This window comes from Sphingomonas sp. PP-CE-3A-406, from assembly GCF_003688625.1.
GTDB lineage: Bacteria > Pseudomonadota > Alphaproteobacteria > Sphingomonadales > Sphingomonadaceae > Sphingomonas.
The window spans coordinates 753,026-774,803 of record NZ_RCWY01000001.1; the positions used below are offsets into that span (position 1 = coordinate 753,026).

20 protein-coding genes are annotated in these 21,778 nt (G+C 66.9%); 6 read left to right on the forward strand and 14 right to left on the reverse strand.

Going from position 1 to position 21,778, the window contains the following annotated elements; genetic code table 11:
- Window positions 1-46: 46 nt before the first annotated feature.
- The gene (locus C8J44_RS03230; protein ID WP_121903323.1) at window positions 47-226 is read right to left on the reverse strand and encodes a hypothetical protein; all 180 of its coding nucleotides are present in this window, start codon (window positions 224-226) and stop codon (window positions 47-49) included.
- Window positions 223-1,185: a threonine/serine dehydratase gene (locus C8J44_RS03235; RefSeq protein ID WP_183128686.1), complete on the reverse strand. Its 963-nt coding sequence runs from the start codon at window positions 1,183-1,185 to the stop codon at window positions 223-225. The genes C8J44_RS03230 and C8J44_RS03235 overlap by 4 nt, the downstream gene beginning before the upstream one ends.
- Before the next feature lie 137 nt (window positions 1,186-1,322).
- Between C8J44_RS03235 and C8J44_RS03240 the strand changes: the two genes are divergently transcribed.
- The 5 genes from C8J44_RS03240 to C8J44_RS03260 all read left to right on the forward strand — a co-directional run bounded on the left by C8J44_RS03240 (window position 1,323) and on the right by C8J44_RS03260 (window position 5,742).
- Window positions 1,323-2,558: a type III PLP-dependent enzyme gene (locus tag C8J44_RS03240; RefSeq protein WP_121903325.1), complete on the forward strand. Its 1,236-nt coding sequence runs from the start codon at window positions 1,323-1,325 to the stop codon at window positions 2,556-2,558.
- A gap of 148 nt (window positions 2,559-2,706) precedes the next feature.
- Window positions 2,707-3,768, forward strand: a complete 1,062-nt coding sequence (locus tag C8J44_RS03245; protein ID WP_056048328.1) for a 1,9-bis(guanidino)-5-aza-nonane synthase — start codon at window positions 2,707-2,709, stop codon at window positions 3,766-3,768.
- Window positions 3,769-3,966: 198 nt separating this feature from the next.
- Window positions 3,967-4,392: an MAPEG family protein gene (locus C8J44_RS03250; RefSeq protein WP_121903326.1), complete on the forward strand. Its 426-nt coding sequence runs from the start codon at window positions 3,967-3,969 to the stop codon at window positions 4,390-4,392.
- An 85-nt stretch (window positions 4,393-4,477) separates the two neighbouring features.
- Complete coding sequence (locus C8J44_RS03255; RefSeq protein WP_121903327.1) at window positions 4,478-5,482, forward strand: alpha/beta hydrolase; 1,005 nt, start codon at window positions 4,478-4,480, stop codon at window positions 5,480-5,482.
- 65 nt (window positions 5,483-5,547) lie between these two features.
- On the forward strand, window positions 5,548-5,742 hold the full coding sequence (locus tag C8J44_RS03260; protein WP_056048318.1) for a hypothetical protein: 195 nt from the start codon (window positions 5,548-5,550) through the stop codon (window positions 5,740-5,742).
- Between the two features lie 3 nt (window positions 5,743-5,745).
- Here C8J44_RS03260 and C8J44_RS03265 read toward each other — a convergent pair whose 3' ends face one another.
- The 12 genes from C8J44_RS03265 to C8J44_RS03320 all read right to left on the reverse strand — a co-directional run bounded on the left by C8J44_RS03265 (window position 5,746) and on the right by C8J44_RS03320 (window position 21,396).
- Entirely contained in the window at window positions 5,746-7,632 is a 1,887-nt protein-coding gene (locus C8J44_RS03265) for an XrtA/PEP-CTERM system amidotransferase (RefSeq protein WP_121903328.1), read from the reverse strand.
- Window positions 7,633-9,135, reverse strand: coding sequence for an exosortase A (gene xrtA / locus C8J44_RS03270; RefSeq protein ID WP_121903329.1), 1,503 nt, complete (start codon window positions 9,133-9,135; stop codon window positions 7,633-7,635).
- Window positions 9,132-10,457, reverse strand: coding sequence for a glycosyltransferase (locus tag C8J44_RS18675; protein ID WP_259466684.1), 1,326 nt, complete (start codon window positions 10,455-10,457; stop codon window positions 9,132-9,134). Before C8J44_RS18675 ends, xrtA begins: the two co-directional genes overlap by 4 nt.
- On the reverse strand, window positions 10,454-11,494 hold the full coding sequence (locus C8J44_RS03280) for a FemAB family XrtA/PEP-CTERM system-associated protein (protein WP_121903330.1): 1,041 nt from the start codon (window positions 11,492-11,494) through the stop codon (window positions 10,454-10,456). The genes C8J44_RS18675 and C8J44_RS03280 overlap by 4 nt, the downstream gene beginning before the upstream one ends.
- On the reverse strand, window positions 11,491-12,378 hold the full coding sequence (locus C8J44_RS03285; protein ID WP_259466739.1) for an XrtA system polysaccharide deacetylase: 888 nt from the start codon (window positions 12,376-12,378) through the stop codon (window positions 11,491-11,493). The genes C8J44_RS03280 and C8J44_RS03285 overlap by 4 nt, the downstream gene beginning before the upstream one ends.
- Complete coding sequence (locus C8J44_RS03290; protein ID WP_121903331.1) at window positions 12,368-13,444, reverse strand: ExeA family protein; 1,077 nt, start codon at window positions 13,442-13,444, stop codon at window positions 12,368-12,370. The genes C8J44_RS03285 and C8J44_RS03290 overlap by 11 nt, the downstream gene beginning before the upstream one ends.
- Window positions 13,445-13,457: 13 nt before the next feature.
- Window positions 13,458-15,170 (reverse strand): hypothetical protein, encoded by a 1,713-nt coding sequence (locus C8J44_RS03295; protein ID WP_121903332.1) that lies wholly within the window; start codon window positions 15,168-15,170, stop codon window positions 13,458-13,460.
- Window positions 15,167-16,207 carry an AAA family ATPase gene (locus C8J44_RS03300; protein WP_121903333.1) on the reverse strand — a complete coding sequence of 347 codons (1,041 nt, stop codon included), beginning with the start codon at window positions 16,205-16,207 and terminating at the stop codon, window positions 15,167-15,169. Before C8J44_RS03300 ends, C8J44_RS03295 begins: the two co-directional genes overlap by 4 nt.
- A gap of 6 nt (window positions 16,208-16,213) precedes the next feature.
- On the reverse strand, window positions 16,214-17,737 hold the full coding sequence (locus C8J44_RS03305; RefSeq protein ID WP_121903334.1) for an XrtA system polysaccharide chain length determinant: 1,524 nt from the start codon (window positions 17,735-17,737) through the stop codon (window positions 16,214-16,216).
- An 11-nt stretch (window positions 17,738-17,748) separates the two neighbouring features.
- Entirely contained in the window at window positions 17,749-18,393 is a 645-nt protein-coding gene (locus tag C8J44_RS03310) for an XrtA/PEP-CTERM system exopolysaccharide export protein (RefSeq protein ID WP_060524577.1), read from the reverse strand.
- Window positions 18,394-18,532: 139 nt separating this feature from the next.
- Window positions 18,533-19,759, reverse strand: a complete 1,227-nt coding sequence (locus tag C8J44_RS03315) for a pyridoxal-dependent decarboxylase, exosortase A system-associated (protein ID WP_121903335.1) — start codon at window positions 19,757-19,759, stop codon at window positions 18,533-18,535.
- Entirely contained in the window at window positions 19,756-21,396 is a 1,641-nt protein-coding gene (locus C8J44_RS03320; RefSeq protein WP_183128687.1) for an acyl-CoA ligase (AMP-forming), exosortase A system-associated, read from the reverse strand. The genes C8J44_RS03315 and C8J44_RS03320 overlap by 4 nt, the downstream gene beginning before the upstream one ends.
- A 93-nt stretch (window positions 21,397-21,489) precedes the next feature.
- Here C8J44_RS03320 and C8J44_RS03325 point away from each other — a divergent pair, with 93 nt between their 5' ends.
- Window positions 21,490-21,768, forward strand: coding sequence for an acyl carrier protein (locus tag C8J44_RS03325; protein ID WP_183128688.1), 279 nt, complete (start codon window positions 21,490-21,492; stop codon window positions 21,766-21,768).
- Window positions 21,769-21,778: the final 10 nt, after the last annotated feature.

Sequence of the window (21,778 nt, forward strand, 5' to 3'; positions counted from 1 at the left end):
GCAAGTGCGGCGGGCGCCTTCCCTCTCCCCGCAGGGGCGAGGGAGGTTAGAGCGTCCAGATCGCTACGTTGGCTAGCAAAACCGCGGCCATCACTAACATCAGCACGCCCTTCTTGCGGTCGCGTCTCTTCGCGATCAGCACCACGCCGCCGATCAGGCAGGCGAACATCCCCAGCATCGCAATCGCCGGCGCCGCTGCGGCGATCGACGTCAGTGCGGCGTTCATGCTGCCATCGCCTTTGCATAGGCGGCAAGGTCGACGTTGCCGCCGGACAGGATGACTAGCAGGCCGGGTTCGAGCTTCACCTTGCCGGAAAGGACCGCGGCGAGGCCGACAGCGCCGCCGGGTTCGATCACCAAGCGCAGTTTCTCTGCCGCCCAGCGCTGTGCCGCAGCGATTTCCGGTTCGCTGACGGCGACGCCGGTGGCATCTCGGCGGGAGAGCACATCGAACGTCAGCGGTGACACGCGCAAGGTCTGGAGCGAGTCGCAGGCGGTCGGCGGCGGGTTGGAGCCGACGGATTCGATCCACGATGCCTCCAAGGAGCGGCGCATGTCGTCCCAGCCTTCGGGCTCGACGACGGTGATCGCGCTGTCCTTCAACGCCAGCGCGATGCCGGCCGACAGTCCGCCACCGCCGCACGGTATCACGACGCGACTTGGCACGCCCATCCCTAATCCCGCCATCTGCGTGGCTGCCTCGATGCCTGTGCTCCCCTGCCCCTCGATGATCCACGGGTCGTCGAAGCTCGGCACCAGCGTTGCGCCGCGCGCTTCGGCCAGCCCAGCGGCGATCGTCTCGCGGCTTTCGGTGGCGCGGTCGTAGGTGACAACCTCCGCGCCCAGCGCCAACGTCGATTCGCGCTTCAACCGCGGTGCGTCTGACGGCATCACGATCGTCGCCGCGATGCCTAGCCGTTTCGCTGCCCACGCCACGCCCTGCGCGTGATTGCCCGAGGAGAATGCGACGACGCCTTTTTGTCGCGTCGCCTCGTCCAAGGCGGTGAGCCGATGCCACGCGCCGCGAATCTTGAACGCGCCGATTGGTTGCAACGACTCGGCCTTGAAAGCGACCGGTACGCCCTTGATTTCGCTGACGAACAATGGCGTCGGCGGGAGGATGCGGGCGATCTTTTCCGCGGCATCCCGCACACCCGCCCGCGTCGGTTGTCGCAAAATCGTCACACACCGTCTCCTATCCGCCAAACGCTATTTACATGGGGGACGCGTAACCCTAGATCGCGCTTCCGCTGCCCCATGGGACTTCCAACCGCAAGGCAGTGTTTTTGTAATTTGTCTCAGGACATTGGAGGTCCCTTGAATTGGTCAAGCATCATATCGCGCTGGGGTTAGCGAAAGCCCATTCGACCGCCGACACCTCCCGCATCGGGAGCGGCATCGACATCGCTAAAGGGCGTCCGGTCAATCCGGTAACGCTCGTTCGTCCGCACGCTGCTGCGCGCGCCGCTAGGTTCTTCGTCGAGAAGTTCCCGGGCCGCTCGATGTATGCGGTGAAGGCGAACCCGTCTCCCGAACTCCTGCAGATCCTGTGGGACAATGGCATCACGCATTACGACGTGGCGTCGATCGCCGAAGTGCGCCTGGTCGCGCGGACGCTGCCCGAGGCTACGCTGTGCTTCATGCACCCCGTGAAAGCCGAGGAAGCGATCGCCGAGGCGTATTTCACGCACGGCGTCCGCACCTTCAGCCTGGACAGCCTGGAAGAGCTGGACAAGGTCGTTCGCGCCACTCGCGATGCCACCGACCTGACGCTCTGCGTGCGTCTGCGCGTATCGTCGGAGCATTCGAAGCTGAGCCTCGCGTCGAAGTTCGGTGCCGCCCCGCACGAAGCCAAGGAATTGCTGTTCGCGGCCCGCCAGGCAGCGGATGCACTCGGCATCTGCTTCCATGTCGGCTCGCAGGCGATGACCCCGGAGGCCTATTCGAACGCGATGGAGCGCGTCCGTGCGGCGATCGTCGACGCGGCGGTCACGGTCGACGTCATCGACGTCGGCGGCGGCTTCCCGTCGTCGTATCCCGGCATGGAGCCCCCGCCGCTCGAGCATTTCTTCGAGACGATCCACCGTGCGTTCGAATCGCTGCCCGTCAGCTATTCGTCCGAGCTGTGGTGCGAGCCGGGCCGGGCGCTGTGCGCGGAATATTCGTCGATCATCGTGCGCGTCGAGAAGCGTCGCGGGACCGAGCTGTACATCAACGACGGCGCGTATGGCGCGCTGTTCGATGCGGCGCATATCGGCTGGCGTTTCCCGACCGAGCTGCTCCGCGAGCCGGACAGTCGCGCGAAGGACATGGAGTTCAGCTTCTATGGTCCGACGTGCGACGACATGGACTATATGGTCGGCCCGTTCATGCTGCCCGCGGACACGCAGGCCGGTGATTACATCGAGATCGGCATGCTCGGCGCCTATGGCTCGGCGATGCGGACCGCGTTCAACGGGTTCGGATCGGACGAGACGGTGATCGTCACCGACGAGCCGATGGTCTCGTTGTATGACGAACGCTTCCAGGACCTCGCGTCGAACGTCGTCAAGCTGTAACCAAGCTTTAGTACCGCGCCCTTCTTCCTCCCCTCCCGTTTACGGGAGGGGTCGGGGGAGGGCTTGTCCGCGAGCGTGGCGTTCGCGGATATTTCAGTCCCTCCCCTAACCCCTCCCGCAAGCGGAAGGGGGCTTTATGGAGAATGTTATGACCGAAGACACCCGCATCGACGCGCAGCGCAAAGCGGAACTCCTCTCGACCACCGTCGAGCATATCGACATCACCAGCTTCGACGCGCGGCCGATCGTCGACGCGATGAAGAAGATGTCGTTCACCAGCCGCGATCTCGGCCGTGCGACCGATATCTACAACCAGATGCTCGCCGACAAGGACTGCACGATCTTCCTCGTGATCGCAGGCTCGACGAGCGCCGGCGGTTGCATGGACCTGTATGCCGAGTTGCTGCGCAACAACATGATCGACGGCATCGTCGCGACCGGCGCGACGATCGTCGACATGGATTTCTTCGAGGGCCTCGGCCACAAGCATTATCAGGCGCTCGAAGTACCGCACGACGACGTGCTGCGCTCGCTGATGATCGACCGGATCTACGACACCTACATCGACGAGGAAGAGCTCCAGCACGTCGACCACACGATCTTCGAGATCGCCGAGACGCTAGAGCCACGCGCCTATTCGAGCCGCGAGTTCATCCGCGAGATGGGCAAGTATCTCGTCGAGCACGGCAAGAAGGAGAATAGCCTCGTCAAGCTCGCCTATGAGCATGACGTGCCGATCTTCTGCCCGGCATTCGTCGATTCGTCGGCAGGCTTCGGTCTGGTCAAGCACCAGGTCGACGCGGTGAAGGCGGGCAAGCCGTACATGGTCCTCGACGCGATCGCCGATTTCCGCGAGCTCACCGAGATCAAGATCAAGGCCGGCACCACGGGGCTGCTGATGATCGGCGGCGGCGTGCCGAAGAACTTCATCCAGGACACCGTCGTCTGCGCCGAGATCCTCGGTCACGACGACGTCCAGGTTCACAAGTACGCGGTGCAGATCACGGTTGCCGACGTGCGTGACGGTGCGTGCTCGTCCTCGACGCTGCAGGAAGCGGCTTCGTGGGGCAAGGTGAACACCGGGATCGAGCAGATGGTGTTTGCAGAGGCCGGTTCGGTCATGCCGCTGCTGGCGTCGGATGCATATCATCGTGGCCTCTGGAAGGACCGTCCGGTCCGCAAGTGGGGCGCGAGCTTCGATAAGGCCTGAATCTTACGATCCTCCCCCGCCAGGGGGAGGTGGCAGGCGCTTGCCTGACGGAGGGGGAGGATGCGGAACCGACGTTATCGCCGCCTCCCCCTCCGTCGCTTCGCGACACCTCCCCCTGGCGGGGGAGGATCAGAGATACCGTTGCTCCTGTCGGGCAATTGAGGCAGCCTCCTCCGGATAACCGGGGGAGGCTTTTTCATGCATAGCGAGATCCTGCGACCGATGGTCGTGCTCATCGCGTGGACGCTCGTGATGCTGGGCTGGACGCTCGCGACAAGGTTGCCGGCGATGAAAGCGGCCGGGGTCGACATGCGGACGCTCGTCGGCACCAAGGCGGCGGATGCCGACCGCGCGCTGCCGCCTCACATTCAGTGGAAGGCGCACAATCACAACCACCTGATGGAACAGCCGACGCTGTTCTACGCGGTCTGCGCCGTGCTCGCGCTGAGCGGCACGGGCGACGGCGTCAACGCCTGGCTCGCCTGGGGGTATGTCGGATTGCGGATCGCGCACAGCCTCGTTCAGGCAACCAACAACCGCGTCCGCGCCCGCTTTCTCTTCTTCATGCTGTCGAGCCTGATGCTCGTTACGCTCACGTTGCATGCCGCGCTCGCCGTGTTTTGAGAGGCGCCCGACACCGCATGCGAATAATCGCCGATCGCGGCGCCGGCCTCTCCCCGAACGCAGTCCGATCGTCTAGGATTTCGCCATGACCTTCGATCGCCGTTCTTTGCTCACCCTCCCCCTCGCCGCCGGGCTGGCACTTCCCGCATTCGCGCGAAGCGGCGCACAGTTCACCGCCGCTCAGCCGCGCGCGACGGACATGCCGATGTGGCCGCCCGCAGAGCGGTTCGCGCTATGGCCAGCTATCCCGGCAGGCGCGCCGAACCCGCTGCCGATCCCGCAGCCGCGCATGCCGCGCTACCCGGACGGCTATCGCGACTTCCAGATGCGCGGCGTGGTGCGGCCCGAGGTCGGCGTATTCCGGCCAGCCCGGCCCGACGGCCGCGCGGTGCTGATCGTCCCCGGCGGCGGCTATTCGATCACCTCGCTCCGCAACGAGGGCATCGACGTCGCGCGCGTGCTGAACGGCTTCGGGATCACCGCATTCGTGTTGAGCTACCGCCTGCCCGGCGAAGGCTGGGCCGACCGCGCCGATGTCCCGCTTGCCGACGCACAGCGGGCGATGCGGCTGATCCGCGCCAACGCGCGCACTTACGGGATCAGGGCGGAGAAGCTTGGCGTGCTCGGCTTTTCCGCCGGTGGCCACCTCGCCGGATCGGTCGCGGTGCTGCACGACTTCAAGGCCTACCGCCCGATAGACGCCATCGATCGCCATTCGGCACGCCCCGCCTGGGCTGGCTTGATGTACGCGGTCTCCAACATGGATCCCGGCCGCAGCCACGGCGGGTCCCGCGCCAACCTGCTCGGCCCCGACCCGCTGCCCGCGGTGCAGGCGCGCTACGCGGTCGACCGCCAGTTGAAGGCCGGCGATCCGCCGCTGTTCCTCGTCCACGCCGAAGACGATAACACCGTGCCCGTTGCCAACAGCGTCGACACGCTCGCCGCCGCGCGCCGCGCCCTCATCCCGGCGGAGGCACACTTCCTCCAGCATGGTGGACACGGTTTCGGAACGCGCCTGTCGCCGCGTTCGCCGGGATCCTTGTGGCCGCAATTGTTCGATCGCTGGATGGGCGAACTCGTCGCGGGCTAGCGTCGCCGCGTCTAGGGAGCAAGTCGCAGGGTCCCGCGTTACCCTACGATACCGGGAGAGCCACGATGACCCAGCCGCACGACCAGCCCCGCGACGTTTTTCACGAGGAGGGCGAGGTCATCATCGATGGCCCCGGCGGCGCGGTGATCGCGATGACCCCCGAGGCGGCGCTGCGAACCGCGGGTCGGCTCGACGATGCCGCGCTGGAGGCCTTGATCGCGCGCGCAAGGACCAGCGTCGAGCCCATGCAGCCGCATTGAGACCTAGCCGAACACCCGTTTCATCGAGCGTTCGAGCATCACGAACTGCCATAGCGTGCGGCCGTGCTCGGCCCGCCCCGCCCGGTGTTCGTCGGCGATCCGCGCGATCGTCGCCATGTCTAACCACCCGGTTTCGCCCAGCGTTCGCGACTTGGCGAGCGCGACCGCCTCGCCCGCCAACGCGCCCCTGAACCACGCGCTGATCGGCGTGACGAACCCCATCTTCTGACGATAGAGGATTTCGCGCGGGAGATACGGCTCCATCGCCTTCTTCAACAGCCATTTGCCCTCGCCGCGACGGAGCCGCATGTTCGCCGGCAAGGTCGCGCAGAATTCGATCAGGCGGTGATCGAGCAGCGGCTCGCGCGCCTCCAGCCCGACCGCCATGCTCGTGCGATCGACCTTGGTGAGGATATCGCCGGGCAGCCAGTGCTTGATATCGGCATATTGCGCGCGGTCGATCGCATCGCGCGCCGGGGCATTCGCCATCGTCGCAACGTAGCGATCCTCGGCACGATAGCCACCAAGCTGCGCGCGGGCACTGCCAGTGAACAGCTGCGCGCGAAGCTCAGGTCCAGTCACGCCGACCGATCGCGCATAGGCCTCGCCACCGCCTTGCGCGAGCGCGAGCAGCGTCGACTTGGCGCGCAACGGACGCGGCGCCCAGTCGGCCTTTGGATAGAACCGGCCCAGCGTTCCGAAGACCTCGGTACGAAGATGCGCCGGGAGCAGGCCACGAACGCGCTCTTCCGCCGCCTGGAATTTATACCGACGATAGCCAGCGAGCGCTTCGTCCGCGCCGTCGCCGGACAAGGCCACGGTGACGCTTTCGCGTGCCAGGGCGCATACCTGATAGGTCGCGAGCGCGGAGGCGTCGGCAAAGGGCTCGTCGAAGCTTGCGACGAGCGTGTCGATCAGGCCGAAATCGCCCGACGCGACGACCCGCTCGCGGTGGTCGGTGGCGAAACGACGCGCGACCGTGTCGGCGAACGCGCGCTCGTCATGCCCCGCTTCGTCGAACCCGATCGTGCAGGTGCGGACGGCCTTCGGGCTCGCCTCCGCCATCAACGCGACCACCGCTGAACTATCGACGCCGCCCGACAGGAACGCGCCGAGCGGGACGTCGGCAACCATCCGCGAGCGGACTCCGACGCGCATCCGGTCGACCAGTTCCTCGCCGAGCGCCTTGGCCGAGCCGGTCGCGCGATTGGAGAAGTCGATGTCCCACCATTTGCGCGGTTGCGGCACCGGACGTCCGCGCTCGATCCACAGGAAATGGCCGGCCGCGAGCTTCTTCACCCCGGCGACGATACATGCGTCATCTGGCACGTAACCGAACGCCAGATAGTCCTCGACCGCGCCCAGATCGGGCACGCGGCGCAGTTGCGGATGCGCCAGCAGGCCCTTCAGTTCGGACGCGAAGGCGAGCGACCCGTCCGCGAGCTCGACATAGTGGAGCGGCTTCACCCCCATCCGGTCGCGCGCGAGGAACAACGTGTGCGCTTGCGAATCGTGGATCGCGAAGGCGAACATGCCGTTGAGCCGGTCGAGCATCGACGGGCCCCAGGCGCGCCAACCGTGGAGCAGGACTTCGGTGTCGCCTTCGGTGCGGAAGATCGCGCCCTTGGCGGTCAGTTCGGCGCGGAGGTCGGCGAAGTTGTAGATCTCGCCATTATACGTGATCGTCAGCGGCCCGTCCGACATCGGCTGCGGCGAGCCCTCGAGATCGATGATCGACAGGCGACGATGGCCGAGGCCGACCCCCGGCGCGGTCCAGATCCCATCGCCATCGGGGCCACGATGCGCCTGCGCGGCGATCATCGCGAGGACGCGATTGGGCTCGACCGGCTTGGGCGTACCCGGATGGAAGATCCCGGCGATGCCGCACATCTAGCGTGTCCCCGCGATTTGGCCCGCGGCGCGATCGGCGATCCGGTCGACTGGCCCGAGCGCCGAGAGGAAGAGCGCGATCGGGCGCGGATCGGCGCCCTCGGTCGACAGGTGGATCGCCACTGCGCGTTGCCGACCGCCGAGCAGCCGCGCCTTCATCGTCTCGATCTTCACCAGCGTCTCGTCATGGGTGGTTGCATCGCCCACCCGGTACCACGTCGCGACGATCCGCTCCACGGGGCCGGGCGCGGTGATTCGCATGACGCTGCCGCCCGCGCCGCTCGCGTCGGCGATGTTGGGAAGATCGGCGACGCGCACCCAGCGGTCCTCCTCGCGCAGCACGCCCGTGCCGAACGCGATCAGTTCCTTGCCCTCGTGCTGGCTGCCGAACACCGCGATGCTCATGTCGACGGTCGCGCCCGAGGCATCGGCATAGCGACCGAACAGATAATGGTCCGCGCCGGGATAATAGGGCATCCACGGCGCGCGCGCGCTGACCGGCACGCGGTGCCAGCCGGCGATCTCGGGCAGGTCGATATGCGCGGGCAATCGCTGTGCCCGTCCGGCGACCGCCGCGCTCCAGGCGGGAAACACCGCGACGGTCGCCACCGCGAAAGAGGCGGCGAGCACCGCGCCGGTCCGATGGCGGGGCGGCGCCTGGAGCGTGGCGGGGTCGAACGCGGGATCATCGGGTGCGCGGTCGAACCACCGCCAGCCGATCGCCAGCACGCCCGCCATCACCACGCCAAAGAACACCCAGCCGTAGATGATGTGATCGATCCCGGTCGCCGCATCGACCGAGGTCAGATCGGCCGCCCAGATCGTCCCGAACGCGCGGAACCCATTCGCGATCACCGGCACAACTACCGAGACGACCAGGAAGATCGCGCGGCGTCGGCCGGAGACGAAGCACAGATTGGCGACGAGCACGCCGAACGCGACCATCGCGATGACGAACTTGGCGCCCGAGCACGCTTCCGCCACCTCGAAATAATAGCGGCCGGCGTGGATCAGCACGCCGTCGACCTCCGCGGGCACGCCGACCAGGTGCAGCAACGGCATGACGATCGCGACCGTCACGGTCTGGAGTGGCGGCTCGAGACCTTCGCCGAACGGCACGAGGAAGAACGCGTAGCACAAGGGGAACAGCAGTCCGCGCGCGACATTGGGGCCGAGGATCGTCAATACGGCGCCTTGCAGCATCATCACCAGCCCTAGCTGGCGCGCGAAACCGACCGACGCGGCGTCGCCCATCAGCCAGCCGACCCCGCCGATCGCGATCAGCGCGAGACCCGGCCACCAGCCGGTCGGCACGAGCTGCGCCAGCTCGATGCGGCGCTGCCATACCAGCCACGCGATCACCGGGCCGATGAAGAGGCAATGCCCGAAGGTCGTGCTGGTCCACCAGATCCGCGCGAGATCGCGGACGTCGCTGCGGAAGATCAGCAGGATGATCGCCGCCACCAGCGCGAGCGCGATACCGTGACGGCGCCAATGGGTCATGCTTCGAGGTCGAGCAATGCGTCGAGCGGCGCGAGGCGTGCGTCCCAGCCATAGCGTTCAATCACCTGCGCGCGCGCCGCGGTGCCGAGTTCGGCGGCGGTTTCGGGGGCTTCGAGAAGTGCTACTACCTGGTCCGCGAAGTCGCGCGCGGTTTCGGCGACGCGGATCGTGCCGGCGTGGTCGATCCCTTCGGCCGCGGCGGTGGAGGCGACGACTGGACGCGCCATCGCCATCGCCTCGAGCACCTTGTTCTGGATCCCGCGCGCGAGTTTCAGCGGCGCGACGCAGACGTCGGCGGCAGCGAGCCAGCCGCGGACGTCGTCGACTTCGCCGGTGACGGTGACGTGGTCACTGGCGCGCGCCTGCACCGCGGACGTCGGCGCGCGGCCGACGATGGCGAAACGCGCGGGAGTGTGCTGGCGGACGAGCGGCAGGATGTCGCGCGCGAACCACGTGACCGCGTCGATGTTGGGGCGGTAGTCCATCTGCCCGGTGAAGACGATCATCGTTTCTGCGCGCCTCTCGCTATCCGTCGCGCTGCTAACTACCCCCCCGGCGGAGGCCGGGGCCCAGTTGGGGGCCGTTGATGATAATGGGTTGTCCGCAATTACTGCGACCTTTCCAACTGGGCCCCGGCCTTCGCCGGGGTGGAGGCCGTCGCGCAGGGTGAGGCCCGTGCCCGACTTGGCGAACTGCGCGGCCGGATCGAACTTTACCGAGTCGATGCCGTTCTCGACTGCGAGCACACGCCCGGTCGCGCCGCCGTCGCGAAACATCGCGGCTTCGGCGGTGCTGACGAACAGGCTCGCCGAGACCCGCCCCGCAACCTCGCGTTCGAACGCCCCCAAGAGCCGAGCCTCACGCCGCATCATCCAGCGCATCGGCCCGCGGGAGTTTTCGGCGAACCCGGCGAACTTGGCGGAATCGACGTCGACGAAATCCATCACGACCGACGGCGCGTCGACCGGCAGATACTGCGCCATCTGGCCCGAGAAGCAGTAGACACCGCTGACGTTAGGCATCACGCGATCCACCGCCGCCTGTATCGCCGGGCTGGCAAACGCGGTCAGCGATACCGGTCTGCCGGTCGCCAACGCCTCGACCGCCGCCCGCTTTTGCGACTTGGTGCGCCGCACGATCGTGCAGCTCGCCAGCATGTCGGTGAACGCCGCCGGCGGATCGACGTCCGCCGCGTCGTCCGCAAACGCGACCAGATGGACGCGCGTGCGCTTCGCCAGATACTGGAGGATGTGAAAGCTGCGGATCTTGTCGCCGCGGTCGGGCGGAAATGGCACGCGGTGCGCCAGGAACAGCAAGCTCACCCCAGACCTCGGGAGATCCACGGTCCGGCGGCGTTGGCAGCCCACAGCGGCAACCGCTTCCACGTCCGCACCATCAGCGCATATTTGGGGTTGAGCGGATTGACCTCGCGCGCCGGTCCGTTGCTTCGCTTGGCATACAGCCGCGGCTCCGGCACGAACCCCCAGTTCTTCTTGAACGCCGCCGCCCCGGTGCCGGTCTTCGACCGCCCGAAATCGAACCGCGTGCATCCCCGCGCGCGCGCGTGTCCCATCAGCGCGAAATACATCCGGTCGTTTGCACGAAGGCCCCGCGCAGCGTCGGTGCCGCCGCCCCAATAGGGATAGACGATGCCGTCATGATACAGGCTGAGGACGCTCGCCACCGCCCTGCCCTCATGCCGGACGGTCAGAACATCGGCATCCATAGTATTCACGACGCTACGGAAAAGTTTGGCGGGAAAGACCGGCGTGCCGAGATTGCGGACCGACTCCGCGTAAACATGATAATGCTCTGCGAGCAGTTTGCGGTCGTTGCCCGTCACGATCTCCAGATCGAACCCGAGCGACCGACGGACTTCAGCGCGCTGTTTCCGCGGGATCGCGAGCAGTTCGGCGTCGTCGTCCACGGCCAGATCGCGCGCGAAGCCGAGATAGCTGGTATCATCGCTCACCCAACCCTCAGGCGCCCGGCCGCCGCGCAGTTCGACCGACGGACAGCCGGTCCGCAGCGCGAGGTTCCACGCCCCCGCCGCGAGCGGCTCGACCGCATCACCGAGCACGCCGCCATCGACGCCGAACCCGGTCGACACCAGCGCGCGCCCGAACAGCGGCGAGCGCATTTCGGTCAGTGGCAGGACACCGTCGATCGCGCCGCCAGTGGTCTCGGCGATCAGATACCGCGCGCGCTGGCCGCAGCCGTCCTGGACCGCTTGGCTCCACGCCGGCAGATGGAACGGCGTGGCGCCGTCGGTCGTCGCGACGAAGGCAGCGATCCGCGCGCATTCCGCCGGATCGCGAAGGTCCGCTTCGCGCACGCCGACGGGCATCGGCGCGGTCACGCCAGTCGGGCCGCTTCGCGCGCGACGACCGTATCGACGCGGCCCCAGGCGTGGCGCCCGAGCAGCCCGCGCAACTTGCCCGCCATCGCGCCCAATCGCGAATAATGCCGGATCTTCGAGCGCAGCGGTGCCGCGGCAACGCGTGGTTGCGACGGATCAATCTCCCAGGGATGGAAGTAGAACATTGCAGGCCGGTCTTCGCGATTGACCTGACGTACCGCGAAATCGGTGATTGCCGCGGGGAGCAGGCGGAAGAACCCGCCGCCCGTGGCCAGCTTGCGCTCGCCGAGTTTGGCGACCGTCACCGGTACCTCGATCAGCGCGCTGTCGGCTAGCGGCTTGAACCCGTAGCGCGGCGCGTCGAGCCAGCCGTAATGATCGTGCTTCACCGGCGCGACGCTCGAGGAATAGGTATAGCCCGCCGCGGCCAGTTCGACATGCGCCCAGGGCGTACGCTGATCGATCGAGAAGCTCGGCGCGCGGTAACCGGTGACGTTGGTGCCCGCCGCATCCTCGATCGCCTTGCGCGCACGCGCCAGATCGGCGCGGAACACCTCCGGCGTCATCGTGAAGACGCGCTGGTGATCCCAGCCGTGGCTGGCGATCTCATGCCCCGCCTCGACGATCCGCCGGACCAGCGCGGGATAGCGGTGCGCGACCCAGCCGAGCGTGAAGAAGGTCGCCTTGGTATCGCGCTCGGCAAACAGCGCGAGGACCGCGTCAGTGTTCGCCTCGACGCGTGGCAGCAGCGAATCCCAGTCCGCCTTGTCGATCACGGTCTCGAATGCACCCACCTGGAACCAGTCCTCGACATCGACCGACATGCCATTGAGAATGGGGCCATTGAGAACGGTAGGTTTCTGCGCCGTCACGTCAGGCCGCATCATGCCAAGCAGCAACGCCGCGGATCGGCGAATAGTCAGGCTTATCAGTGTCGCTCTCGACCCAATCGACGAGCAAAGTCAGCACACGGCGCAGCGCCTCGTCCTGCAATTCGACGCGCGCCTCTAGATCGGCGATCCGATCGACGATCGCCGGATCGAGGGGCGCCGAGGTAGGGACAGCGGCGGGCGCGGCCTGACGATCGGTCGCGCCTTCCGTTGCACGCGCGCCCTTGGTGTCGGTCGCGATCGTCGGCAGGTCGCCCTCGAGATCGCGCTGGACCGCGCGCACGACGGCAGCGTCGATAACCGTCAGGTCCTCGATGGCGGCATGCAGCATCACCCTGCCGGCGAGCATGTTAAGGCGACGCGGCACGCCAGCCGAGCCGGCGTAGAAGGCGGCGAACGCATCGTCCGCGAAGTCGGGATTACCGGTCCAGCCGACCACCGACAGACGGTGCGCCAGATATTCCGACACTTCGTCAGCCTCCATCGGATCGAGATGGTGGATCGCAATCACGCGCTGGCGGAGCTGTTCGAGCCGGTCCGATCCGTGCAGCCGATCACGAAACTCGGGCTGGCCGAGGAGGACGATCTGGAGCAGCGCGTGCCCGCCGGCCTGGAAGTTGGACAGCATCCGCAATTCTTCGAGCGCGGAGATCGGTAGCGCCTGCGCCTCGTCGACGATCAGCAGCGTCCGCTTGCCGGTCCGCGCGACCGCGTGCAGCCCGCGCTCGATCGCGGTGAGCAGCTCGGCCTTGGTCAGCCGGGCGGGATCGACCTTCAGTTCGGTGGCGACGATCCGCAGCAGATCGTCCGCCTCGATCGCGGTGGAGACGAGCCGGATCGCGTTCAACCGCTGGTGATCGATCGTATCCATGAGATGGCCGACCAGCGTCGTCTTGCCCGCGCCGATATCGCCGGTGATGACGATAAAGCCCTCGCCCTGCGCCAGACCATAGCCGAGATACGCCATCGCCTTGCGGTGCGTCGCGGTCTCGAACCAGAATTTGGGATCGGGGGTCAGCTGGAACGGCCGACCCGTCAGACCATAATGCTCGTCGTACATATCTTACTCGCCTTCAGAACTGGTACCGCGCACCGATCAGCGCCTGCGCCGACCAGTCGCTGTCGAGATCGCCGACCTTGAAGCTGTAAAGTCCGAGCGACGCGGTGGTGCCAAGTCGCCCGAAATATCGATAATAGGTGCCGGTCGCGCCGTACGACCAGACGCTGTCCTCGCCGGAGATGGCTTCCAGCGGGACATTGGCGACGCCCGGCTCGTAATAGTTCGCGAACAGGTCCGCGTTGATCCCCGAGACCTGGCTGAGCGACCGCGCGTAGAAGAGTTGCGCATAATAGCTTTGATCCTCGAGCCCGGTCACGACCAGCCCCGGCGCGCCGTCGGGCGCATAGAGACGGCGATTGGTGTAGCCCACGCCGCCGCCCCAGGTCGAACGACCACGGGTGGCGACGATCACGCCGTCGACCCCGCGTGCGCGGTAGCTCGCGGTCGAGATCGACTGGAACACGTTGTCGAGGCAACCGCCCGGTTGCGCGCCGCTGGTGCCGAACACGCAACCGTTGAACTGCTGGCCGAAGCCCTGCTGTCCGCCCGAGATGAAACTGGTCGGCAGATTGCCGAGACCGGTGCGAAGCTGGCGGCCGAAGGTCTGGATGCCGTCATAGACGTTGACCGCCATGCCAACCGACTTCGACGCCTGGTACGTCGCGGTGCCGGTGAAGCTGAGCGATCCATAGCGCTTGCCGAGATGCCCCTCGACCGAGGTCCGGCGGTTGGGTCGCCAGATCACGCCCGCATCGTAATACAGCCCGTCGGTGCGATACGCGATCCGCCGCGGCGACGCGTCGTTGGTGACGAACCGGCCATCCCTGTCGAGCACCGGCGCACCGGCGGCATCGACCAGCGCATCCTTCTGGCTGGTCTCGATCTTCTCGTAGCCGACGCCCGCGGTCAGCGCGACATAGGGCGAGATCGGCTGGAGGATATCGCCGCGGCCGTAATAGCCCTCGTACCGCTGCTTGAGCTGGCTGGCCGTTTCGCGGTCGTAGGCACCGCTTACGGTGATGCCGAACGGCGCCACGCTGCCCGGCGCGGTCGAGGCGCGCGCGGTCACGGTGTTGCCGATCGAATCGTCGTAATAATCCAGCCGCTGGCCCGCGAGGGCCGATCCGCCGAAGGTGGGGGTCTCGACCTTGGTATAGCCGAGGCGATAATTCGCATCGAACGTGACTGGTCCGGCGCGCGTGGTGAGGCTCGGTCCGGCATAGACCGAGTAGAGCTGCGACACGTTGTCGACATTGCCGACCAGCAAGCCCGGTGCGGCGCCGCGGATATCGGAGCGGGTCCGCGTGGCGATGCCGCCTGCCTCGAGCGTCAGGTTCGGTGTGACGCGGGCATCGACGCGCGCGAGCCCCGAGTGAATGTCGTTGTCGACGGCGTTCTTGTTCCAGGCGAACCGGTGTTCGTAGCGGTAGCTGACCTGCCCCGACACGCGCTGCGTCGCGATCGCCGCATCCACGCCGGCGGCAAGGCTGGTGTAGGTGAGCACGTCGCCGCCATTGAGGTCGGCGTCGAAGATCTGGCTCGCCTCGATATAGGGCCTGACCGACACGCGTCGTTGGGTCTGGCCGGACTGCGCGGTCTGCTCCAGTTGCGCGGGTTGGTCGGTCGGTGCAGCCTGCCCAGACTGCACAGCCTGGGCCGCCGCCGGCGCGCTGAACGTCAGCGTTGTGCCCGTCAGCGCGAGTATCCGGAACACGTGCCGGCTCACTGCGACACCTCATGGCCGTAATAACTGCCGAACCGCGCGCCGCCCTGGACGAAGGACACCGCGTTCAGGACGAGCTGGATGTGCTCGCATCCGTCGAGGAGGTTGACCGCGGCGCGGAGTTCGCTTTCGGGCGTGCGATCGGCGCGGACGACGAGCATCACCTGGCCGACGCGCATCGCCAGCACCGACGCGGGCGACGCGGCGAGCGCCGGGGGCGAATCGAATATTATGATGCGCCGGGGGCTGGCCGCGAGCAGTCGCGCGATCACGGTTCTGGTCCGCGCACTGGCGAGCAACTCGGTGTCCATCGCGGTCTTGGTTCCCGCAGGCAGCACCGAGAGGTGCGCCACGTCGGTCCGGATCACGAGATCCTCGACGTCGATCGCCGAATCCGCGAGCGCATCGAGCAGCCCGGCCCCAGCGCTGAGCCCGAGCTGGTTAGCGACATCGGGCTTGGCGACGTCGGCATCGACGAGCAGCACTTCGGTGTCGCGCTCGGCGGCGATCGAGAGCGCAAGGTTGATCGCGCAGAAGGTCTTGCCGTCCTCGGGCCGTGCCGAGCAGACCAGGATCATGCGCGCCTTTTCGGGGCTGTCACTTTCCGCGATCCGTGCGCTGGCGATCAGCAATTGCCGCTTGATCAGGCGAAACTCTTCGGCGAGCGGGCCGACCGGCGCGCCGGGCACGATCATGCCGTTCGCCGCCAGCATGCCGCGGTCGATCCGCGCGGTATCGTCGGACTCGTCCGGCGGCAGGTAGAATTCGTCGGACAGTTCGCTGCCAATCGGCGCGCGCAGTTCTTCGGGGATCGCCAGGAAGCTGGCGTCCTCGAACATGGCGTCGAAGGCAGGACCGTGGGTCGGAATGCGGTCCGGTGCCCCGGTCGAGACATCGTCGACGGCAGGAATGTCCGCAGGCCGCAGATCGTCGACCGGCGCGGGCGGAGCGCTTCGCGCGCGCAGATGCGCGTTGAAGTCGTAGACCTTGGCTGCGCGTTCGAGCAGCGAGGGTTCGCGATCAGGTTTCGTCACGGTCATCCCCCTTTATGCCGCCAGTCCGCGCTGCAGGATCTCGACCCCCAGCAGCAGGACATAGGCCGCGCCCAGAGCGGCGGTGCCCCCCAGGAACATCTTCAACTTCGCGCGCCGCTGGTCCGACTGGACCCGCGTCACGACTTCGCCGATCGACCCGATCACCGGCATCCCCGCTGCCTTTTCGAGCCGCGTCGTGGTCGCGAACGTCGTCCGCAACTGCCCCATCGCAAACGCTGCGCCGATCCCCGCCGCGAGTCCAGCGACCAGCACCCCCGACAGCAGGAGCATCCGGTTGGGCGCGCTCGGCGTCCGCGGCATGGTCGGCGGATCGATGACGCTGAACTTCACGTGATCGCTCTGCGACTGCGCCTGCCCCATGAGCGCGGTCTGCTCGCGCTGCGTCAGCAACGTGTCGTACTGGTCCTTGAGCACCTGGTAGTCGCGATCGATCGAACCCTGTTCGGCGGCGACCTCGGGATCGCCCGCGAGCTTCGAGTTGAGCATGTCGAGATCGCCCTGCAACTGGCTCTTCCGCATCCGCAGCGACGCAACGGTCGCCTGACGGTCCGCTACCATCGACTGGAGCGAGGCGTAGAGCGGATTTTGCGCGCTGCCATTGGCGCTGCCACCGGACAGCGGCTCGCTCCGCGCCGCAGCGGTCGCCGCGGAAAGCTGGCTCTTCAGCGCCACCACGTCGGGATGGTTCTCGGTATAGCCGCGCGCGCGCGCATCGGCGAGCTGGCCCTGGATCGCCTGCAAACGCGCGCGGGCCGGACCCGCCGCGCCGGCGACACCGCCGACGCCCGCGACGGTCGCGGGGGTTCCCGCCATCTGGCCCTGCACTGCGGCAAGGCTCGACTGCGCCGCCGCCAGATCGCCATCGACCTGCGACATCTGCGACCGCGCCGCACCGATCCGGTCGCTGATCGACCCGGTCCCCGGCAACGCGCCGAGATAGCGGTTCTGGAAATCGGCGCGCTTGCCCTCGGCGTCCGAGAGCTGCTTCTGCCGTGCCGCGAGCTGCTGGTCGAGGAAGGTCAGGCTCTGCGTGGTCTTCGACCGATCACCCGCCAGATTCTGCTCGACGAACAGGTCGATCAGCTTCTGCGTGACCTGTCGCGCAAGCTTGGGATTGGAGGCGGTGGCGGTAATCTGAAACAGGTTATCCTGTTGCGAGACGATCTTGATATTCTGTGCGAGGCTCGACACGCGGTCGGCGACGTCGCGGTCGCTCGACACGGTTGCCGCCAGATCGGTGCCGCGCACGACCTTTTCGAGCGTCACCGCGGAGGTCAGCGTGGTGCGGATCGCATCGACGCTCATCGGCACGCTCTGCGGCACGCCGTCCATCCCGGCGGGCAGGATCGTCTGCATCTGGACGAACACGCGCGCGGTCGACTCATATCGGCTCGGGATCTGCGAGACGACCAGCCAGCCGAGCACGCACACGCCCCACGCCACGCCGAGCGCCAGCCAGCGCCGCGTCCAGATCGTGTGGAGCGCGATGCGCACCTCGTCGTAGATCCCGTTCATCTGGGCGTGCCTCAGAACATCGATTCGGGGATGATGATCACGTCGCCCGGCTCGAGCCGGACGTTCGCCGAGGAATCGCCCTTCTTGAGCAGATTGCCGATCTGCAGCCCGTATTCGGTCTGCTTGCCGGTCGCGCGGTCGTAGCGGACCAGCCGTGCCTTGTTGCCCGCGGCATATTGGCTGAGACCGCCGACCGCGATCATCGCGTCGAGCAAGGTCATGTTCGCGCGATAGGGGATCGAGGCGGGCTTCTCGGTCGCGCCGACGATGCGGACCTGCTGGCTGTAGGTGCCGCTGAAATTCTCGACGATCACCGAGACGATCGGATCCTTGATATAGGCCGCGAGCGCCTTCTTGATGTCGTCGCTCAGCATCGCCGGGGTCTTGCCGACCGCGGGCATGTCGTTGATCAACGGCGTCGTGATCCGGCCGTCGGGACGCACCTGGACCTTCGACGACAATTCGGGATTGCGCCAGACGAAGATGTTGAGCTGATCAAGCGGGCCGATGACGTATTGCTCGCCAGGCAGCTCCTTGTTCGCAACATAGGCGGCAGGCGGCAGTTCGGGACGACCGCCGGTGCTCGTGCAGGCACCGAGCGTGGTCGCGGCCACGCCAAGGGTCAGCAGGGATTTCGAAACGGATCCGGAACGCATTGGCAATTTTCTCCTGGTGTCACACCGCCCATCGGCAGCCCGACAGTCGGCTAAACTCGGCCTTCGCTATGGAGGGAACAGGTGAAGATAGCGTTAGGAGCGCCCCGTAACCATGCTCCGATAGGTCAGCACCGCGTCGCTATAGCACAGATACGATCTCGGTGGCGGGTGGATGCCCGAGAAACGCCGCCGGGCTGGCGCTCGCACCATAGGCTCCGGCCATGAAGATCGCGATCAGATCGCCGACATCGACGGGAGGCAGCGCGACCTTGTCGCCGAGCCGGTCGAGCGGCGTGCACAAGGGGCCGACGACGGAAACGGTTTCGGTGGGCGCGTGGCCCATACGGGCGGCGACCGCGATCGGATAGTTGCGGCGGACGACGGTGCCGAAATTGCCGCTGGCGGCGAGCTGGTGGTTGAGGCCGCCGTCGACGATGACGAAGGTCTCGCCCTGGCTTTGCTTTATGTCGATGATGCGGGTCAGATAGACACCGGCTTCGGCGACGAGCCAGCGACCGAGTTCGATCGCGAACCGCGTTTTAGCGAGAATTGCGGGACGGGATGCAAGCGCTTCGGCCAGTGCATCGCCGACACGCTCGACGTTCAGCGCTACATCGCCGGCGAAATAGGGCACGCCGAAACCGCCGCCGAGGTTGACCAGCGGGGGCGCGACGCCCACCTCGTCGCTCAGCCTGGCAGCGAGCGCGATCGTCGCGGCCTGGGTTTCGGCAATCGCGGCAGGATCCAGCGCCTGGCTGCCGGCGTAAATATGAAAGCCGCGCCAGTCCGCGCCGGCCGCGACGATCGCCTGCACGAGCGCGGCCGCCCGCACCGCATCGACCCCGAACGGCGATGCCCGCCCGCCCATCCGCATGCCCGAGCCGCGGAGTTCGATGTCGGGGTTTACGCGGACCGCCATGCGCGGTGTTTGCCCGAGGCGATCGCCGATCGCGAACGCCCGCGCCGCCTCCCCTTCCGATTCGACGTTGAGCGTGGCGCCGGCGGAGATAGCGATGGCGAGTTCGTCGTCACGCTTGCCGGGGCCGGCGAAACTGATCGAGGCGGCCGGTTTGACGATCATGGCCTTCGCGAGTTCGCCCGAGGAAGCGACGTCGAGCCCGTCTACCAGCGGCGCGATGGCGGTCAGCAGGTCGGCGTGCGGATTGGCCTTGATGGCGTAATGCAGATCGATCGCCGGCATCGCCGCGCGGAACCGTGCGATGCGGGCAGCAACGATCGCCATGTCGTAGACGAACAGCGGCGTGTCGCCGGCCTCTACAGCCCAACCATCGGCAGTCCGACCGCTGATCGTTAGCGCGCCCGACTGCACAACAAACTCACGAGGAAGAGCACCCATCGGTTTCATGACGCGCTCCCTTCCATGTTCCCCCGCGGAGGCGGGGGCCCAGACTGGACTCCCGCCTTCGCGGGAGAACAACCTTTTACCTCCGACGCAATGCCAGACCTGTCCAGCTTCCCATTGGCATTGCGCGGCAATTCGTCGCGCCACAGATAGGCACCCGGCTGCATGAAGCTCGGCAATGCCGTCCGCAACCGCGCCCGCAACGCCGGCTCCTCGCTCGCGTCCCCAGACAGCATCACCACGATCGCCTGCCCCAATCGCTCGTCCGCAACGCCGACTGCCACAGCTTCGCGCGCCTCTCCCCCCGTCAGCACGGCCTCCTCGACCTCGAGCGGACTGATCCGGTTCCCCGCGCTCTTGATCATCTCGTCGTCGCGACCGACGAACCGGAACAAGCCGTCCTCGCCCTCGACAACGGTATCTCCCGACCAGACCGCCATGCCGTTGCCATCGGGGGCCGGCCGAAACCGCTGCGCCGTCCGCTCCGCATCCTGCCAATAGCCTTGCGCCACAAGCGGCCCGGCATGCACGAGTTCCCCCGCCTCACCCGGTGCAGCGCGCGTGCCGTCGGGCTTCACCACCGAAACCTCGGCAAACGGGATCGCCCGCCCCATCGCATCGGGCTTCGAGTCAATCAGCGCCGGATCGAGATAGGTCGACCGGAACGCCTCGGTCAGCCCGTACATCGCATACACGTCCGCCGCCGGAAACCGCTCCCGAAGCCCGCGTACGAGCCGCGGCGTCAGCGCACCGCCCGAATTGGTCAGCCGCCTTAACCGCGCCGCAGTCTCCGCGGGCCATTCCGCCTCCAGCAGCTGCACCCACAAGGGCGGCACGCCCGCCAGCGTCGTCGCCCCGACCCGCTCGACCGCCTTTACCACGTCACGTGCGACCAGATAGTCGAGCGGCGCCACCGATGCGCCTGCGATCCAGGTCGAGAATAGCTGGTTCTGGCCGTAGTCGAACGACAACGGCAGCACCCCCAGCACCCGGTCGTGAGGCTCCAGTTTCAAAAAATGCGCAACCGAGATCGCCCCGAGCCACAGGTTCGTATGGCTGAGCATCACCCCCTTCGGCCGGCCGGTAGAGCCGGATGTGTAGAGGATCGCGGCTAGCGCGTCGGGGTTGGCATTGGATGGCCCCATCACATGAGTGTTCCCCCGCGAAGGCGGGGACCCGGCAATCACGGGCGCTGTGCTCTGCAATTCTGGCCCCCCGCGTTCGCGAGGAAACAGGAGAAGGTCCGTCTCGTCCACGATCGCGCACCCCTCCGGCACGTCACCATCGTCCAAGGTCCCAGCTCGTGCACCCTGCGTCACCAGCAACCGTGCCCCGCTATCCCCAAGGATATGCGCGACCTGCGCCCGCCGCAGCAGCGGATTGACCGGCACATGCACCAATCCCGCCCGCGCCACCGCCAGCGGCATGAGGCACGCGACGCGCGTCTTGGGCAGCCATGTCGCAACCCGATCACCCGCCGACAGCCCCCGGCCATCAAGCCAACCCGCCAGGGTCCGGACGCCGGCCTCAAGCTCGGCAAACGTCATGACGCCCGCCTTGTCGACCAGCGCAACGGCGTCGGGCGCACTCCGCAGCGCGATGTGGTCGATAGGGTATGGCTTGGGGTCGAGCGCGATCATGTGCCCCTAATAGCGACAAGCCCCCTTAGCGCGAACCCGTTGCCGAATTCACCCTCACACGCTAGCGGGACTGGGTCCGTAACCGTTCAGGCGATGCTCGTGATCTTCGAAGGCACTTCCCAAGTCGAAACGACGGTACGCGCCGTCCTGGCCGATATCCTCGGTCTCAGCGCCGACCGCGTCGCCGCGTTCACGCCCGACACACCGCTGTTCGGCGCATTGCCCGAACTCGATTCGATGGCGGTGGCAAGCGTGCTGACCGAACTCGAGGACCGCCTCGGCATCCTGATCGAGGACGACGAGATCGACGGCGAGATGCTCGAGACGTTCGGCGCACTCGTCCAGTTTGCCGCGAGCAAGGCACTGGTCTAGCCTTGGCCGG

What these genes read in the sequence shown, in the direction of transcription:
- C8J44_RS03230 (WP_121903323.1), bottom strand. Translation starts at nt 226, where the DNA reads ATGAACGCCGCACTGACGTCGATCGCCGCAGCGGCGCCGGCGATTGCG.
- C8J44_RS03245 (WP_056048328.1), top strand. Translation starts at nt 2,707, where the DNA reads ATGACCGAAGACACCCGCATCGACGCGCAGCGCAAAGCGGAACTCCTC.
- C8J44_RS03250 (WP_121903326.1), top strand. Translation starts at nt 3,967, where the DNA reads ATGCATAGCGAGATCCTGCGACCGATGGTCGTGCTCATCGCGTGGACG.
- C8J44_RS03255 (WP_121903327.1), top strand. Translation starts at nt 4,478, where the DNA reads ATGACCTTCGATCGCCGTTCTTTGCTCACCCTCCCCCTCGCCGCCGGG.
- C8J44_RS03260 (WP_056048318.1), top strand. Translation starts at nt 5,548, where the DNA reads ATGACCCAGCCGCACGACCAGCCCCGCGACGTTTTTCACGAGGAGGGC.
- C8J44_RS03265 (WP_121903328.1), bottom strand. Translation starts at nt 7,632, where the DNA reads ATGTGCGGCATCGCCGGGATCTTCCATCCGGGTACGCCCAAGCCGGTC.
- xrtA (WP_121903329.1), bottom strand. Translation starts at nt 9,135, where the DNA reads ATGACCCATTGGCGCCGTCACGGTATCGCGCTCGCGCTGGTGGCGGCG.
- C8J44_RS03285 (WP_259466739.1), bottom strand. Translation starts at nt 12,378, where the DNA reads ATGCGGCCTGACGTGACGGCGCAGAAACCTACCGTTCTCAATGGCCCC.
- C8J44_RS03290 (WP_121903331.1), bottom strand. Translation starts at nt 13,444, where the DNA reads ATGTACGACGAGCATTATGGTCTGACGGGTCGGCCGTTCCAGCTGACC.
- C8J44_RS03300 (WP_121903333.1), bottom strand. Translation starts at nt 16,207, where the DNA reads ATGACCGTGACGAAACCTGATCGCGAACCCTCGCTGCTCGAACGCGCA.
- C8J44_RS03305 (WP_121903334.1), bottom strand. Translation starts at nt 17,737, where the DNA reads ATGAACGGGATCTACGACGAGGTGCGCATCGCGCTCCACACGATCTGG.
- C8J44_RS03310 (WP_060524577.1), bottom strand. Translation starts at nt 18,393, where the DNA reads ATGCGTTCCGGATCCGTTTCGAAATCCCTGCTGACCCTTGGCGTGGCC.
- C8J44_RS03315 (WP_121903335.1), bottom strand. Translation starts at nt 19,759, where the DNA reads ATGAAACCGATGGGTGCTCTTCCTCGTGAGTTTGTTGTGCAGTCGGGC.
- C8J44_RS03320 (WP_183128687.1), bottom strand. Translation starts at nt 21,396, where the DNA reads ATGATCGCGCTCGACCCCAAGCCATACCCTATCGACCACATCGCGCTG.
- C8J44_RS03325 (WP_183128688.1), top strand. Translation starts at nt 21,490, where the DNA reads ATGCTCGTGATCTTCGAAGGCACTTCCCAAGTCGAAACGACGGTACGC.